We start from the raw sequence: 15952 nt of genomic DNA on the forward strand, positions 1-15952 counted from the left end.
AGATGCCACACATTGTCCGCGGTCACCGCGAAGAACCACTCCCACATGTTCTGGTCCTGCGCGCTGTTGACCAGATAACCGCTGCCCAGGTTCACCCATTGCCCGGCGAAGACGAGGAACGCGAGCAGCAGGTAGCCCAGCATGACCGCGGCGTCGACGCGCACCCGCGGCCACCAGGGCCGCCGGATCCGCACCGGCGTCGTGGGCGAATCCAGCAACGCGGTTGCATCACCTTCGGTCATGGCCGGACGACGCGGGCGAAGAAGTAAACCATGCCCGTCGTGGCGTGCCGCACGAGCAGCAGGAACGGGCGATCCACTTCGACGGTGACCGGATCGGTGATCGGCATGGACACCAGGCGCATCATCGCGGCGGTCGCCGCGGCGCCCTCCAGGCCCTGCTCGTCGATCCGCAGCACCGCCTGGTGCAGCACATCGGACACCACGATCCGCGGATCGTCGGTGAGACCGGCGAAATCGGCGGCGGTGGTGAACATGGTCCGCACGCCCAGTTCCTTGAGCGCCGTCGTCAGCTCCGCGCGAACGTCCAGTTCGAACTTCGGCAACGCCAGGGTCACCATGGTGTCCTGCTTGGCGGACAACAACTCCGCCAGCACGGAATCGTCCAGAGTGGACTCCTGCTCGGCGAGGTCACCGTCCGGGAGCAGGATCGTGGCGCTCACCCCGCCGACCGCGGGCAGTTCGACCAGTTGCCAGCCCGCGTGTGCCGCGTAGCCGAGCCGTTCCGCCTGGCGCATGGTCGGCACCTGCCGGGTTCCCCCGGGTGCGTGGAAGTCGGCGAGTTCGGTTTCCGCCTCGGGGAACGGAAAGGCCCAGGCGACCTTCAGGTAGAGCGCGTTGACGATGCTCGCCACGGTGTCGGGATCCACCGTCCCCGGGGGCAGCAGTTCCGGGATGAGGCCCCGGGTGGCCCGCTCGACGTCGGTGTTGATCACCCGCCGGGCGCCCTCGGGGTCGGCCACGAACGGCGCCGTGGCGACCGTGCCGCCCGGCCAGGTCGCCAGTTCGTCCGGGAAGGCTTCGTTCAGCGGCAGGTCCGCCCACACCCAGAGGGTGTTCGACACGCCGAGCACCGGCGCCTCGCCGCCGGTGGGCTCCCCCAGCGCGGCCGCGTCGCGCAGCAGTTCGGCGTGTTTGGCGATATCCGGATCGCCTCCGGTGAGCAGGGCGACCACCTCGTCGGCGGCCGGGCCCCGGGCGGCCCGGCTGACCAGGCCGAGCGCGCTCGCGATCGAATACGGCGAGAAGCAGGAGTCCCCGCCGTGCGCCGCTAGTACGCGGTGCAGCGTGAAGCAGAAGTTCAGGTGCGCGCGTTCGGTTCCGGCAAGCTGAGACACACCGCGACGTTACCGGACGAGGTGTGATATCCGTTTCATCCGGGCCGCCCCAGATGCCACGAATGCCATGCCTGTGCCTGCGCGTCGGTCAGCGAGGCGACCTGGTCGATCACCACGCGCAGCCGGGCCGCGTCGTCCGGGGCGGCGTTCCAGGCCGGGTGGAACAGCGAATCCAGCGATTCCGGCGCCCGCCTGGCCAGCACCTCCACCAGTTCGGCGAGCATCTGCCGCTGCCCGTCCTGCATGGCCAGCCGCCGGGGATCGCTCATCACGTACCGCAACGCGAGCGCCTTGAGCAGCGCCACCTCGGCGGCCACCTGCTCGGGCACCGCCAGCTCCGCCGCGTACCGGCACAGCGGGCCGTCCCCGTAGGCCTCCCGCGTGCCGGTGACCGCGGCCGCCGCGAACCGGCCGACCAGTTCGCTGGTGAGCCGTTTCAACGCCACCTGCGCGCCGAGCGTGTAGTCGTAACCGGGCCGGGCGAGCGCCGCGACCACCGGGAGCGCCAGCAGCTCCCGCGCCGCTCCCTCCACAGTGGACACCGGAAGCGGGGAGAAGTGCTTCGCGGCGAGTTCGGCCAGCGACGCCCGCTCCTGCGGATCGGCCAGCACGTGCAGCGAGATCCGGCCGGCGAGCACGCCGTCCTCCACGTCGTGCACCGAGTACGCCACGTCGTCCGACCAGTCCATGATCTGCGCCTCGAGGCAGGTCCGCCGGTCCGGCGCACCCGCGCGCAGCCAGGTGAACACCTCGAGGTCGTCGGCGTAGACCCCGTACTTCACCGCGTCCCGGCCGCTGCCCTTCGGCCACGGGTACTTCGTCGCGGCGTCCAGGCACGCCCTGGTCAGGTTCAGCCCGGCCGCGACGTCGCCGTCGGCGAGCACCTTGGGCTCCAGCCGGGTCAGGATGCGCAGCGTCTGCGCGTTGCCCTCGAAACCGCCGCACGCCCGCGCGGCCCCGTTGAGCGCGGACTCCCCGTTGTGGCCGAACGGGGGGTGCCCGATGTCGTGCGCGAGCCCGGCGGTGTCGACCAGATCCGGATCGGCGCCCAGTTCCTCGGCGATGCCCCGGCCGATCTGCGCGACCTCGAGGGAATGGGTGAGCCGGGTCCGCGGGACACCGCTCACCTCGGCGCCCTCGCCCGGCCCGACCACCTGGGTCTTCCCGGCCAGGCGGCGCAGCGCGGCGGAATGCAGCACCCGCGCGCGGTCCCGCGCGAACGGGCTGCGGCCGTCGGCGCGGGAGCCCGGCAGCGCGGCGCCCTTCGACGGCTCGGCGAGCCTGCGCTCGCGATCGTGCTCGGTGTAGCTCACACGATCAGCGTATGCGCTGGGACGGACAATCTCCGCCGATCAGCCGAGCCCGGTACCGCCGATGTCGTCGGCCGGGTTCTTCGAAAGCCGGTAGTACAGCAGCGCGCCGGTCTCCCGGAAGATGTACTTCGCCTGGGTCTCCCTGGTCTGCACGACCGGGCCCCGGTGCGTCGGCGAACCCCACGCGTCCAGGCCCTGGTCGTTGGCCATGGTGGTCGCCCGCAGCGAATGCCACGGATCGCTGACGATCACCGCCGTGCGCCACCCGCGTTCGCGCACCGCCGCGGACACCGCCTTCAGCGTGCCCAGCGTGTCCCGGCCCTCGCCGACCACGAACGTGTTCGCCTTCGGCACCCCGTGCTCGACCAGCCAGCGCGCCCCGGCGGCGCCCTCGGTGTAGGCGTCCCCGGCCTTGCTCCCGCCCGAGGTCACCACGGTCTTCGCGACGCCGGAGTCGTAGAGCTGCTTGGCGTGTTTGAGCCGGGCTTCGAGGATCTCCGAGGGCCGCCCGTTGTACTGCGCCGCGCCGAGCACCACGATCACGTCCGCGGTGGTCCGGTCGTCCTCCCGGGCCACCTGCCACACGCGCGCCGCGGTTCCGCCGATGACCAGGATCAAGATCAACAGCGTGCCGAAGAGCGCGCGGCGCACCCAGCTGGCCGCGCCCGGTGTGGTGGCGGAAGTCTTCATCGCGGCTATCTTTGCATTCGGCGTCCCGGCGACCGCCGTGGTACCCCTAGAGCCAGCCGCGCTCCTCGGTCAGCCGGATGGCCTCGGCGCGGGTCCGGGAGCCGGTCTTGCCGATCGCGGCGGACAGGTGGTTGCGGACCGTGCCCTCGGACAGGTGCAGCCGCTTGGCCACGTCGGCGACCGTGCCGCCGTCGCGCGCGGCCTCCAGCACCTGCCGTTCCCGCTCGGTGAGCGGGCTGGTCCCGGTGGCCAGCGACTCCGCCGCGAGCGCCGGATCGACCACGCGGAGTCCGTTGTGGACCCTGCGGACGGCGTCCACGAGCTGCTCCGGCGGGGAGTCCTTCACCACGAACCCGGCCGCCCCGGCGGCCATCGCGCGGGCCAGGTAACCCGGCCGCCCGAACGTGGTGCACACGATGATCCGGCAGGCGGGCAGATCGGCGTGCAACTCGGCCGCGGCCGTCAGTCCGTCCTTGCCGGGCATCTGCACGTCCAGCAGGGCGACGTCCGGCTGGACGCGCCGGGCCTCGGGGACCACGTCGTCGCCGGAACCGACCTGCGCCACCACCTCGATGTCGGACTCCAGGTCGAGCACGGTGGCCAGCGCACCGCGCACCATCGCCTGATCGTCGGCGAGCAGCACCTTGATCATGCGGGCGCACCCGAGATCTCGGCGGGACGCTCGGTCACCTCGGCCCGGACCAGGAGCCCGCCACCGGGACGCGGTTCGGCGGTGAGCGTGCCGCCGACCTGATCCAGCCGCTCGCGCAGCCCGCGCAGACCGTTCCCCGCGGTGACCGGCGCGGTGGCCGAACCGTTGTCCTCGATCTCCATCCAGTTCCTCCCGAAGCGGACCTTCACCTGCCCGGCGCCGGAGTGCCGGAGCACGTTGGTGACCGCCTCCCGCAATACGTAACCGAACACCCCCTGCAACTCGGGCCGCACGTTGTCGACCGCATGCGGCAGGTCGGCGCCGATCTCCGCGGCCCGCAGCGCGGCCCGCGCCCCGACCAGCTCGCCGGACAGCGACACCTCGCGATATTCGGACACGGTCGCCCGCACGTCGGACAGCGCGCTGCGAGCGAGGCCCTCCAGTTCGCGCAGCTCGGCGATCGCCCGGCCCTGGTCACCCGAGGTCTCCAGCACCCGGCGGGTGACCCCGGCCTTCACGGTGATCGTGGTCAGGCTGTGCCCGAGGATGTCGTGCAGGTCCCGGGCGAGCCGTTCGCGTTCGGCGGTCGCGGCGAGCGTGCCGATCTCCTCGTTGGCCGCCCGGAGGCCGCGGACCGCGCGGATCAACCGGCCCATGAAGAACATCGCGGAGCTGATCCCGAACACCGTGCCGACCTCACCGAGATCCCAGCGCAGCCAGTCGGGAGCCAGCAGCGCCAGCACCGCCGCGGCGGAGAGTGAGGCGCCGTTGAGGACCAGGACCCAGCCCGGTGGCAGTCCCATCGAGATGACCACGATCGCGTAGAGCAGCACGTACATCGTCTCGAACCCGATCACCGCGATCAGCGCCCAGCCCAGCAGTATCATGCCGACGCAGAAGAGCACCCGCACCCTGATGGTCCGCTTCCCCAGGACCACCGGGTAAGTCAGGAAACAGGCGGTGAACACGGCCAGCACGGCCAGCGCCAGCACCCGCCACACGAGCGGCGCCTCGTCGCGCAACGCGTGCCGGACCAGGGGCACGATGATCGGAAGCATGATCACCGTACCGACCACCGCCCAGCGGACCGGGGACCGGGCCGGGCCGGACGGTTCGGCGGAGGTGTCGTCGCTCCACCAGGCACCCTTGTCGATCAGCCGCTCTCCGTCCACTTGAGACCTTCCTGCCCGCGCGCTCAGACCCGCGCGCTGTCCTTACGGTAACGCCTGATCACCAGCGCCCCGAGCACCACGGTCCACGCGCCGAGCACCGCCACCGCGGACCCGAAACTGACCGACTGGTCGGTGGTGAGCGCGCCCCGGCCCAGCTGGGTGAGCCAGTAGCTCGGCAGGAGCTGGGAGATGTCGTGCATCCAGCTCGGCATGCCGTCGATCGGGATCCACAGGCCGCCGAGGAAGCCCATGCCCATCATCACCAGCATGTTCACCGGCTGCATCGAATCCGGGGTGCCGAACTGGCCGAGCAGCAGGCCCAGCAGCACGAACGGGATCGCGCCGAGCCAGCTGCCGAGGATGATCCGCACCCAGCTGGACGCGTCCAGGTGCACGTTCATCACCACCACGCCGACCAGCGGCACCACGAGCAGCGCGGGCAGCCCGACCAGCATCCCGGAGATCGCCTTGCCGCCGAGGTAACCGGCGCCGGACAGCGGGGTGAGCCGGAGCTGGCGCTGCCAGCCGCTCGCGCGTTCGATCGCCAGTTTCGCGCCGTTCGACATCGCCCCGGCGAGGACGCCGAACGCCATCATGTTCACCATCAGGATCGGCACGATGACCGCGTAGCCCGGATCCGTCGACTTGACGAACACGTTGGCCTGCAACAGGAACATCAGGACCGGGAAGGCGACCCCGAAGAACACGAACCGCACGGAGCGGAAGGTCCGCCGGATCTCCATGCCCAGGTAGCTGAAACTCATCGCGAGGTCTCCTCGGAAGTCAGGGAAAGGAAAGCGCCTTCGAGGCCGATGGCGGTGATCTCGATGTCGTGCGCGGCGGGGAACCGGGTGAGCAGCGCGCGCAGCGTCGCGTCGGAGTCCGGGCTGGAGATCGCGACCCGGTCACCGCGGAGTTCGAACTCGGTCACCGCGGGCAGGCCGCCGAGCGCGGCTTCGGTGACCCCGGGCACGACCGCCCGGAGCGTGCGGCCCCCGGCCAGGGCGCGGACCTGGGCGACCGAACCGTCGGCCACGATCCGGCCGGAGCGCATGAGCACCACCCGGTCGGCGAACTCCTCGGCCTCCTCCAGGTAGTGCGTGGCGAAGAGCACGGTCCGGCCGGAGTTGGTGAACTCGTACATCGACTTCCAGAACTCGCGCCGGGTGCCGACGTCCATCGCCGCGGTGGGCTCGTCGAGGACGAGCACGTCCGGATCGCTGACCAGCGCCACGGCGAACCGCACGCGCTGCTTCTGGCCCCCGGAAAGCTTGGTGCTGCGGCGGTTCGCGAGTTCCTCGACGCCCGCCCGGCGCAGCGCCTCGCCGACCGGCATCGGCGCCCGGTGGAGCGAGGCGACCATGCGGACCATCTCGCCCACGGTGAGGTCGTCCAGCAGCGCGGCGCCCTGCAGCATCGCGCCGATGGCGCCCTGGCCCACCGCTTCGGCGGGGGTCGCGCCGAAGACGGTCACCTCGCCCTCGTCCGGTTCGCTCAGCCCGAGCAGCATGTCGACCGTGGTCGACTTGCCCGCGCCGTTCGGTCCGAGGAGGGCGACCACCTCGCCGGGCGCGATGGTCAGATCGATGCCGTCGACCGCGCGGACCTCACCGTAGTGCTTGCGCAGCCCGGAAAGCCGGACGGCGGCCCCGGCGGCGACGGCCGACCGTCCCGCCCGGCTGGAAATCCCTGTCGTGTCCATGCCACCGAGCTTCGCCCGCGGCGCCGCCCGGCCCCTGGGCCTCCCGTCACGACCTCCCCATGACAAGTGTCACGGCCGTGCGTCCACTTTGGTCGCGGCGTCGCCGAACACGAACGGACTGGGCTCGCATTCGGCGATGAAGTCGCCCGGGAACCCGAGCTGGAACTCCACCGCGGCCTCCAGCCGCCCGATCGCGTCCTCGGGCAGGGCGAGTTCGAGCGCACCCAGGTTCTCGGTGAGCTGCTCCGCCCTGCTCACGCCGACGAGCGGGAGCACCGCCGCGGACCTGCTGCGGGTCCACGCGAGCGCCACCTGCGCGGGGGTCGCCCCCAGTTCCTCGGCGACCGCCCGGACGGCGGCGGCGGCCGCGCGGTCCCGTGGCGTGAGCGCCTCCGGATCGACCCGGGCGGACCGCCGCGAACCCGGGGGCGCGTCGGCGGCGCCGGAGAGCACCCCGGCCGCGAGCGGCGCCCAGGCCGCCACGCTCATCCCGAACGCCTCGGCCATCGGCAGCAGTTCCCGTTCGATGTCCCGGTTCAGCAGGTTGTAGGGCACCTGCAGCCCGGCGAACGGCGTCCAGTCGCGCCACTGCGCGAGCGTGTTCGCGCGTGCGACGATCCAGGCTGGTGCGTCGGAAACACCGGCGTAGAGGATCTTTCCCGCGCGCACGGCGTCGTCCAGCGCGCGCATGGTCTCCTCGATCGGGGTGTGCCGGTCCCAGACGTGCACCCAGTAGATGTCGAGGTAGTCGGTGCGCAACCGGCGCAGGCTCTGCTCCAGCGACAGCACGAGGTTCTTGCGGTGGTTGCCCGCGGCGTTGGGATCACCGGCGTCACGCGACAACGTGTACTTCGTACCGAGCACGAAGCGATCGCGCCGCTCGAGGATCGAGCCGAGCAGGTTTTCCCCGTCGCCGTAGGCCGAGGCGGTGTCCAGGACGTTGCCGCCCGCGTCGGCGTAGGCGTCCACGATCCGCCGGGCCTCGCGCGGGTCGTCGAAGCCCATGGTGCCCAGGAGGAGTTCCGAGACGCGCAGCCCGGTCTGGCCGAAAAGCCGGTATCGCATGGTCATGCCCACAGCCTGGAGCACCCGGCCCGCCGGAGGAAGGCCGGGGCAGGGCCACCCTGAGCGGCGGATTTTGTCGGTGGGGTGGCCTAGCGTGGTCCGAAACCACGATCCACACGCAACTGGGAGGCACCATGACCACGCTCGTCAACCGGCCGAACACCGCCCTGCTCGTCATCGACGTGCAGAACGGCGTCGTGGCGAATGCGCACGACCGGGACAACGTCGTCGCCACCATCGGCGCCCTGGTCGACAAGGCGCGCGCCGCGAACGTCGAGGTCGTCTGGGTCCAGCACAACAGCGACGAACTGCCCCGGGACAGCGCGAGCTGGCAGTACGTGCCCGAGCTCGTGCGGCGCGATTCCGAGCCGCTGGTGCAGAAGGCGTTCGGCGATTCCTTCGAAGACACCGACCTGGAGCCGGTGCTCGCCGCGCGCGGCGTCGGCCGGCTCCTCGTCACGGGCGCGCAGACCGACGGATGCATCCGCTCGACCCTGCACGGCGCGATCACCCGCGGCTACGACGCGACGCTGGTCGGCGACGCGCACACGACGGAGGACCTCTCCCCGTACGGCGCGCCGTCACCGGACCAGGTCATCGCCCACACGAACCTGTACTGGCAGTTCCACACGGCTCCGGGCCGGACCGCGGGCACGGTCAAGGCCGCCGACGTCGACTTCGCTTGACGAACACTATCGAACATACGTGCGAATCGGAGTAAGCTAACAGGCGAACAGAGCGGCTGACGACGTGAGGACACTCCCTTGACATCGGTGACACTAGGCACGTTCGTGGGCTACAGCGTCAGATCGGGCACCTCCCGGATGAGCTTCGTGCACAGGCAACGACGGCTCTACGAGAACCCGGCGACCCCGGCCTTCGACTTCTACCGGCGGCCGGTGAACGCGATCCGCGCCGGGCGGGCGGCCGGGCGCGACCAGGAAGCGATGGCGGCGCTCCTCGCCCAGGCGAACGAGAGATCGCGACCGCACTACGCGGCGATCAGCGAAGGCTGGCTCCGCTACCTCGGGCGCAGGAGGCCTGCGCTCATGGACGTCGCGCGTGCCCGCTGGAACCACGCCGGGATGGACGTCCGGGTGTCCCCGCACCTCGGCCTGGCCGAGGCGGACGGCACCCTCTGGGCGGTTTTCCTCTACTGCAAGGCGGATCCGCTCCCCCGCGACGGCGCGAACGTCGCGCTGTGCCTGCTGGAGGAGACCATGCACGAGGTACTCCCCGGCGGCAACGCGCTCGTCGTCGACGTCCGCCGGGCGAAACCGTTCACCCTGGGACGGCGTGACCGCCCCAGGGTGGGTGCGTGGGCGCGGAGCGAGGCCGCGGCCTTCATGACGTTGTGGGAGGCGGCCGCGTAGTAGAAGCTCAGCAGCCGATCAGGCGGGCGGCGAGGTAGGCCTCGAGCTTGTCGATGGCCACGCGCTCCTGCGCCATGGTGTCCCGTTCCCGCACGGTCACCGCCTGGTCGTCGAGCGAGTCGAAGTCGACCGTCACGCAGAACGGGGTGCCGATCTCTTCCTGGCGGCGGTACCGCTTGCCGATCGATCCGGCGTCGTCGAAGTCGACGTTCCAGTTCTTGCGCAGCGCGGTCGCGATGTCCCGGGCCTTCGGGGTGAGATCCGCGTTGCGGGACAACGGAAGCACCGCCGCCTTGACCGGGGCGAGGCGGTAGTCGAGCTTGAGCACGACCCGCTTGTCCACGCCGCCCTTGGCGTTGGGCACCTCGTCCTCGCGGTAGGCGTCGAGCAGGAACGCCATCAGCGGGCGGCCCACGCCGGCGGCCGGTTCGATCACGAACGGCCGGTACCGCTGGCCGGACGCCTGGTCGAAATAGGACAGATCCACGCCGGAATGGTTGGAGTGCGTGGTGAGGTCGAAATCGGTGCGGTTGGCGATGCCCTCGAGCTCGCCCCATTCCTGACCGGAGGAGAAACCGAAGCGGTATTCGATGTCGACCGTGCGCTTCGCGTAGTGCGACAGCTTCTCCTTCGGGTGCTCGTAGTGCCGCAGGTTGTCCCGCGCGATGCCGAGATCGGTGTACCAGTCGGTGCGGAAGTCGATCCAGTACTGGTGCCACTTCTCGTCTTCGCCCGGCTCGACGAAGTACTCCATTTCCATCTGCTCGAACTCGCGGGTCCGGAAGATGAAGTTGCCCGGCGTGATCTCGTTGCGGAACGACTTGCCGATCTGGCCGATGCCGAAGGGCGGCTTCCGGCGCGAGGTCGTCTGCACGTTGAGGAAATTGACGAAGATGCCCTGCGCGGTCTCCGGCCGGAGGTAGGCGAGCCCCTCCTCGCTCTCCACCGGGCCGAGGTAGGTCTTGAGCATCATGTTGAACTCACGCGGCGAGGTGTACTGCCCGCGGGTGCCGCAGTTCGGGCACGGCACGTCGGACAGGTCGTCCTCGAGGACCTCCTTGCCGGTGCGCTCGGCGTACTCCTCGGCCAGCTGGTCCGAACGGTAGCGCCGGTGGCAGGACAGGCACTCGACCAGCGGGTCGTTGAAGGCGTTGACGTGCCCGGAGGCCACCCACACCTGGCGCGGCAGGATCACCGACGAGTCCAGGCCGACGACGTCGTCGCGCCCCTGCACCATCGCCTTCCACCACTGGCGCTTGATGTTGTCCTTGAGCTCGACGCCGAGCGGTCCGTAGTCCCACGCGGACCGGGTGCCGCCGTAGATCTCCCCGCACGGAAAAACGAAGCCACGGCGCTTGCACAGGCTGACGACGGTCTCAATGGTGTTGGCGGGCACTCCACGCTCCGAGGCATGCGGGGACGGTTATCTGACTTAGTCGTGTCAGCGTATCCGGCCGTCCCCGCCTGCCTGCGGGGGGATTAGCCAAGAGTGACGATCGCGCCCTGCTAGGGCCGGGAGACGAGCTCCGCGGAGACGATCCGGTTGTCCTCGTAGCCGTCGGTGCCGCCGATGTAGTCGCCGCCGCAGGTCACCAGCACCAGCCGGTGCGGACCGTCCTGGCCGAACAGCTCCTCGGCGCGGCTGGCCAGTTTGCTCTTGTGGATGGTGACGATGTCGTTGACCTTGTAGACCCAGTGCCCGCCCGCGGTGTCCACCACGCTCACCTGCTGGCCGTCCCGGACCCGCCACAGCTCGTCGAACGGGCCCTTCTTGCCCTTCCAGTTCACGTGCCCGGACAGCAGTGACGCTCCGTGGTCGGCGCCGAGCTTGACACCCCACCAGGTGGCCTCGTTCAGGCCCTCCGGAATCGGCAGCGTGCCGTCCGCGGTGAGCTCGCGGCGCACCAGCTGCGCGGTGCCGCCCTCGGGCAGCCGGATGGTGCCGGGCTGCTGGCCGAGCGCGCGCTGCCCCTCCGCCTGCTGCCCGGCGGACGGCGCGATGGGCACCTGCCGGCCGTTGTCGGCGACGGGGTCGCCGTTTCCCCCGGTGAAGACCACGAGCGCGACGACGGCCGCGACGACCACGACGGCCGCGACGCCGATCAGCACCCACGGCGGCCGCTTGCGGGACTTCTGCGGCGCCCCATCCGGATCCTGCTGATAACCCGCCAGATCGCCCTCGAACTGATCCGCCAAGGTGGTGCTCCTTCTTCGATTCTTCGATTCAGCACAACCGGTTCGATTCAGCAAAACCGGCCGGTGTCACCCGATCGTGGCACCGGCCGGCTCAGCGTACTCACCTCGGGAACTACTCCGAATCGGCCCGCACCTTGCGCCGCCGGAGCGCCACGGCGGCGCCCGCCGCACCCGCGACGGCCACCCCGCCGAACGCGATCAGACCGATCGGCGCGGTGTTCCCGGCGCCGGGATCGTCCCCGGCGGGGATCTTCACCGGAACGTTCGGCTTCGCCGCCGGAGCCACCGGTGCGGCGCCGCCGGGATCGGGCGCGGGATCCGCGGGCTTCTTCGGCACGAAGTCCTTCGGAATCGAGCACGACACGTAGCCGAACTGGGCGACGTTGACGCGTTGCTGGCCCGTTGGCTTCCCCGCGGCGTCGACCTCGACGTCGACGACGGCCACCGACCACGCCGTGGTGGCCTTGACCACGCCCTCCTCGGCTTTCGTCGCGGCCGGCGGGGGCTCGGGGGTGTTCGTCTCCTTCGTGTCCGATTCCGCCGCGAGCGCGCCGAGTTCCTGCGCGGCCGCGCCGGAGGCATCCCCCACAGTCGCCGCGCTCGTGTCGGCGGCCGCGGTCTTGGCGTCCTCGGCCCGGACGATGTGCACCCTGGTCTGCCACTTCTTGCCGGTGTCCGGCGGGGCACCCAGGTCCACCTCGTCCAGCGCGAGTTCCTTACCGGGCGCGGGCAACTTCTCCTGGTACTGCTTGCCGTCCTTCTTCCGGTAGTAGATGGCGTCGGCGGTGCTCGTGGCGGACGGCTTGTCCGGCGCGGCGCACTCGACCTTGCTGGACGCGTTGCGCAGGTACAGGCCCCACGCCGGTGCGCCGGCTCCGGTCCGGGTCAGCCAGTAGTCACCCTTGGCCTCCGCCGAAGGAACCGTGGTCTCGCCGACCGTGGCGGACAGCGAGTACGGCGTCTTCCCCTGCACTCCTTCGGGCAGTTCCTTGTCCTCGGCGCCGTAATCACTCGCGTGCAGGCTCAGCCGCGTCGGCTTGTCCGGGATGCTCAGCCGGTCCCTGCCGTCCTTCTTCGTTCCCGGTTCCCCGGCCACCGCGACATCGCCGCCGGAATGGATGAAGTCCTTCCCGAGATCGGGTCCCAGCCCTGTGATCCCGAAGCCGAAGGCCACCGGAATACTCGGTGCGTCTTCGGCCACCGCCATTCCCGGCGTGACGGCCAGGGACACGGCGGCCGTCCCCACGGCCAGCCGAGTCAGCAAACGACTCATATCTCCTCGGTTTCTACCCAGGCGGACGCGCGCACGGCACACGCCCGTGAATGTCGGAAAGAAATCACGGGCCCGGCAACGCATCCCCAACCCAGGCCCCAAGAGACCGCCGGTATCCAACGCGGCGGTCAGCACCAACCTGCCACAGATGCTGACCCTGGGTAGAAACAGATCGTCAACTGAACGTGGAGATCACTCGAACGGCCCAGCGCGATCAAACTGGTCGATCAGGGCCGGGCGATCAGGGTTCCGATCACCACGCGGTTGTCCCGGTATCCGTCGGTGCCCCCGAGGTAGTCGCCGCCGCAGGTGACCAGGACGAGCCGCGGCGAACCTTCCTGGCCGAACAGCCGCGGCGCCTGGGCGGGCAGGTCGTCCTTGTGCACCGTGACGATGTCGGTGACCCGGTAGACCCAGTGCCCGCCCGCGGTGTCCACCACGCGCACGGTCTGGCCGGGCCGGATCCGCCACAGCTCGTCGAACGGACCGCGCACCCCGGCCCAGTTCACGTGGCCCGACAGCAGCGCGGCGCCGCGCTCGGCGCCGAGTTTCGCGCCCCACCAGGCGGCTTCGTCGAGGCCGTGCGGAATGGGGAGGGTCCCCTCCGCGGTCACTTCTTCGCGCACCAGCCGGGCCGTGCCGCCCTCGGGCATCCGCACGGTGCCCGGTTCCTGCAGGGGCACCGCGCCGGACGCGTCCCCCGGCAGCTGAACGGGCGCACCGGGTGGCGGTGCGGCGACGGCGACCGGCGCGGGCCGCGGACGCTGGTCCAGGCCGAGGACATACACCCCGGCCACCAGGGCGGCGACGGCCAGGGCGCCGAGGACCCCGGCCGTCCACCTGCGCCACAGCGAGAGCCCGCCCGCGGTTCCGGTGTGCTCCGCGGGCGGGGTGGTCACTTCCTCCATCGGCTACCGCGTCGGCTACTCCCCGGACGACGGCGTGCCGGTGGGGCGGCGGCGCCGGGTCACGGCGATCGCACCGGCGGCGAGCAGCACGCCCCCGCCGAGCAGCGCGTAACCGAGCGGCGACGAACCCGCGTCCTCGATCACCTCCGGCGGCGCGGTCACTCCGGCCGGGATCTTCACCGGGACGTTCGGCTGCTGGACCTGCTGGCCGCCGCCCGCGGCGCCACCGGGGTTCGCCGGGGTGAAACCCTTGGGCAGCGAGCAGCTCACCCCGCCGAGCACGATCGTGGTCTTCACGTCCTGCAGCTTGTCGCCCTTGGCGTCCTTGACGTGGGTGACCAGCTCGACCTGCCAGCCCGCCGCGACGGTCGTGTCCCCGCTCCGCCAGGCCGCCTGCTTGAGCAACTGGTCGAACGCGGTGACCCGGCTGATGGTCAGGTCCGTCTTGGTCTTCGCGAGGTCCGCCTTCGCGTCGACGTCGATGGACGGGCCGGCGGGCAGGTCCTTCGCTTCGAACTTCTTGTCCCCGACCGGGACCTCGACCTGCTCCAGGGTCTTCCCGTCCTTGCCGCGCACCCAGAGCTTGTCCGCGGTGGTACTACCGGTGGCCTTGTCGTTCCCGGCGCAGTCGACGAAGCTCTTCGCGCCCTGGAACGCGAACACGGTGTTGTCCCGCGCCGAGTTCCCGCCGCGCCGGAAGTCGCGCAGCGCGTAGTTGGCCTCCGCGACCGCGGTCGGCACCGTGGTGTCCTTGAGCTGGGCGGACACGTTGTGATCGCGGCTGGCGACGCCCTCGGGGAACGGGTTGTCCACCTCCGGCCCGAACTTGCCCAGGCTGAGCAGGTAGTAGGGGCCGAGGGCCTTCTTCTCCCCCTCGTCCTTGGGCACCGCGGTGCGGTCCTGGGAAAGCTTGGACACGCCCGGTTTGAGCGGTGAACGCTGGGTCTCGCTGATGACGGTGCCGCCGTCCTCGCCCGCGTTGCCCACCTTGAGCGCGGCCGCGTTGGCGAACGCCACGGGGCCGGTCTTCTCGTCGACTCCCGAACTGGTCTGCGCCGCGGCGACGCCCGGGGTGACCGCGAGCGCGAAAGCTGCCGTGCCGGCGGCCAGCTTCGTCACGAAACGCGTCATCTCTCCTCAGTTTCTGTTAGCGGTACGGGCCGTGACGACCCGCCCACCGGCCGTCACGCGTCCTGGTCCCCCGATGTTGCCCAGCCACCAAAACGGGTGCCAAGCCTAGGGGTAATCACAAGACACCACGCGACCACCTTGCCTTGTCGTTCGACCGTTAGGGGCGGAACGCCGGAAATCATCGCCAAGCCACTCGAATGGAGCAGCGGACCCGGCGTGCCCGCCAGATGACGACCACAACCATTCTCAACAAAACACTAGGATGGGTGGTACACCCACGACGCAAGGCTGGAGATCGACATGCCGACGGTGAGTTCGGAGGCGGCCCCATCCGGGCTGCCCGGGGAGGCCGAGCGCGACGTGCACTCGCCGCGTCCGCTGGCGCCGCAGACCCCGCCGCAACCGGCCAGCACCCTGGCCGACGCCGGCGAGCTGCTGCGTGCCCTCGCCGCGCCGGTGCGGATCGCCATCGTGCTGCAACTGCGCGACGGGGACCGCTGCGTCCACGAACTCGTCGATGCCCTGGATGTCACCCAACCACTGATCAGCCAGCACTTGCGCGTGCTCAAGGCGGCCGGGGTGGTGCATGGGGAGCGGCGCGGCCGCGAGGTGGTGTACCGACTGGTCGACGATCACCTGGCGCACATCGTGGTGGACGCGGTGGCGCACGTACAGGAGGGCAAGTGAGCTCACCGACCAGAGGCCGGGCGCCGATGCCCGGTCGCCGGGCGACCAAGCAACGAGCTGCCGTCGTCGAACTGCTCACCGAGATCGACGACTTCCGGTCCGCACAGGACCTGCACGACGAACTGCGCAAACGCGGCGAAGGCATCGGCCTGACCACGGTCTACCGCACGCTGCAGTCGCTGTCCGAAGCCGGGGAGATCGACGTGCTGCGCACCGATTCCGGCGAGGCGATCTACCGGCGTTGTTCCTCGCACCACCATCACCACCTGGTGTGCCGCCACTGCGGCAAGACCATCGAGATCGAAGGCCCGGCGGTGGAGCGCTGGGCGGAGAAGATCGCCTCGGGCAACGGCTTCTCCGAAATCAACCACACCGTGGAGATCGTCGGGACCTGCGCGTCCTGCGGTACGCGCGCCCAGTAAGTCCCGGCGGC

17 protein-coding genes and 1 pseudogene are annotated in these 15952 nt (G+C 70.6%); 4 read left to right on the top strand and 14 right to left on the bottom strand.

All coding sequences use genetic code 11. The annotated features are described in order from the left end of the window. The 9 genes and pseudogenes from FXO23_RS41360 to FXO23_RS41400 all read right to left on the bottom strand — a co-directional run. Window positions 1-242, bottom strand: a pseudogene (locus FXO23_RS41360) (glycosyl transferase); the annotation flags it as partial. Continuing rightward, complete coding sequence (locus FXO23_RS41365) at window positions 239-1357, bottom strand: serpin family protein (RefSeq protein ID WP_158892751.1); 1119 nt, start codon at window positions 1355-1357, stop codon at window positions 239-241. The pseudogene FXO23_RS41360 and the gene FXO23_RS41365, both read right to left, overlap by 4 nt. Before the next feature lie 35 nt (window positions 1358-1392). Further along, entirely contained in the window at window positions 1393-2670 is a 1278-nt protein-coding gene (locus tag FXO23_RS41370; RefSeq protein ID WP_158892753.1) for a deoxyguanosinetriphosphate triphosphohydrolase, read from the bottom strand. 39 nt (window positions 2671-2709) lie between these two features. Beyond that, window positions 2710-3360, bottom strand: coding sequence for a YdcF family protein (locus FXO23_RS41375; protein ID WP_158892755.1), 651 nt, complete (start codon window positions 3358-3360; stop codon window positions 2710-2712). Window positions 3361-3406: 46 nt separating this feature from the next. Further along, the gene (locus FXO23_RS41380) at window positions 3407-4012 is read right to left on the bottom strand and encodes a response regulator transcription factor (RefSeq protein WP_158892757.1); all 606 of its coding nucleotides are present in this window, start codon (window positions 4010-4012) and stop codon (window positions 3407-3409) included. Continuing rightward, window positions 4009-5184, bottom strand: a complete 1176-nt coding sequence (locus FXO23_RS41385; protein ID WP_246258334.1) for a sensor histidine kinase — start codon at window positions 5182-5184, stop codon at window positions 4009-4011. The genes FXO23_RS41380 and FXO23_RS41385 overlap by 4 nt, the downstream gene beginning before the upstream one ends. A 23-nt stretch (window positions 5185-5207) precedes the next feature. After that, window positions 5208-5948, bottom strand: coding sequence for an ABC transporter permease (locus FXO23_RS41390; RefSeq protein ID WP_158892759.1), 741 nt, complete (start codon window positions 5946-5948; stop codon window positions 5208-5210). Continuing rightward, window positions 5945-6886, bottom strand: coding sequence for an ABC transporter ATP-binding protein (locus FXO23_RS41395; RefSeq protein ID WP_158892761.1), 942 nt, complete (start codon window positions 6884-6886; stop codon window positions 5945-5947). The genes FXO23_RS41390 and FXO23_RS41395 overlap by 4 nt, the downstream gene beginning before the upstream one ends. Before the next feature lie 69 nt (window positions 6887-6955). Beyond that, the gene (locus FXO23_RS41400) at window positions 6956-7957 is read right to left on the bottom strand and encodes an aldo/keto reductase (RefSeq protein ID WP_218952316.1); all 1002 of its coding nucleotides are present in this window, start codon (window positions 7955-7957) and stop codon (window positions 6956-6958) included. 128 nt (window positions 7958-8085) lie between these two features. On the opposite strand from FXO23_RS41400, the gene FXO23_RS41405 reads away from it, so the two are divergent. Both FXO23_RS41405 and FXO23_RS41410 read left to right on the top strand, forming a co-directional pair. Continuing rightward, the gene (locus FXO23_RS41405) at window positions 8086-8637 is read left to right on the top strand and encodes an isochorismatase family protein (RefSeq protein ID WP_158892763.1); all 552 of its coding nucleotides are present in this window, start codon (window positions 8086-8088) and stop codon (window positions 8635-8637) included. Between the two features lie 138 nt (window positions 8638-8775). After that, window positions 8776-9324, top strand: coding sequence for a hypothetical protein (locus tag FXO23_RS41410; protein WP_246258335.1), 549 nt, complete (start codon window positions 8776-8778; stop codon window positions 9322-9324). A gap of 7 nt (window positions 9325-9331) precedes the next feature. Here FXO23_RS41410 and FXO23_RS41415 read toward each other — a convergent pair whose 3' ends face one another. The 5 genes from FXO23_RS41415 to FXO23_RS41435 form a co-directional block, all read right to left on the bottom strand. Next, the gene (locus FXO23_RS41415) at window positions 9332-10720 is read right to left on the bottom strand and encodes a glycine--tRNA ligase (RefSeq protein WP_158892767.1); all 1389 of its coding nucleotides are present in this window, start codon (window positions 10718-10720) and stop codon (window positions 9332-9334) included. 110 nt (window positions 10721-10830) lie between these two features. After that, complete coding sequence (locus FXO23_RS41420) at window positions 10831-11520, bottom strand: class F sortase (RefSeq protein ID WP_425484955.1); 690 nt, start codon at window positions 11518-11520, stop codon at window positions 10831-10833. Window positions 11521-11632: 112 nt separating this feature from the next. Then, window positions 11633-12793, bottom strand: coding sequence for a hypothetical protein (locus FXO23_RS41425; protein WP_158892768.1), 1161 nt, complete (start codon window positions 12791-12793; stop codon window positions 11633-11635). A gap of 227 nt (window positions 12794-13020) precedes the next feature. Further along, window positions 13021-13701, bottom strand: coding sequence for a class F sortase (locus FXO23_RS41430; RefSeq protein WP_158892770.1), 681 nt, complete (start codon window positions 13699-13701; stop codon window positions 13021-13023). A gap of 15 nt (window positions 13702-13716) precedes the next feature. Further along, window positions 13717-14832: a hypothetical protein gene (locus FXO23_RS41435; RefSeq protein WP_158892772.1), complete on the bottom strand. Its 1116-nt coding sequence runs from the start codon at window positions 14830-14832 to the stop codon at window positions 13717-13719. A gap of 300 nt (window positions 14833-15132) precedes the next feature. On the opposite strand from FXO23_RS41435, the gene FXO23_RS41440 reads away from it, so the two are divergent. Both FXO23_RS41440 and FXO23_RS41445 read left to right on the top strand, forming a co-directional pair. Continuing rightward, the gene (locus tag FXO23_RS41440) at window positions 15133-15519 is read left to right on the top strand and encodes an ArsR/SmtB family transcription factor (protein ID WP_158892774.1); all 387 of its coding nucleotides are present in this window, start codon (window positions 15133-15135) and stop codon (window positions 15517-15519) included. A gap of 26 nt (window positions 15520-15545) precedes the next feature. Then, complete coding sequence (locus tag FXO23_RS41445) at window positions 15546-15941, top strand: Fur family transcriptional regulator (protein ID WP_158892848.1); 396 nt, start codon at window positions 15546-15548, stop codon at window positions 15939-15941. The last annotated feature ends 11 nt before the right edge of the window (window positions 15942-15952 follow it).

Origin of the sequence: Amycolatopsis anabasis, from assembly GCF_009765355.1 — a bacterium.
Taxonomy (GTDB): Bacteria; Actinomycetota; Actinomycetes; order Mycobacteriales; family Pseudonocardiaceae; genus Amycolatopsis; species Amycolatopsis anabasis.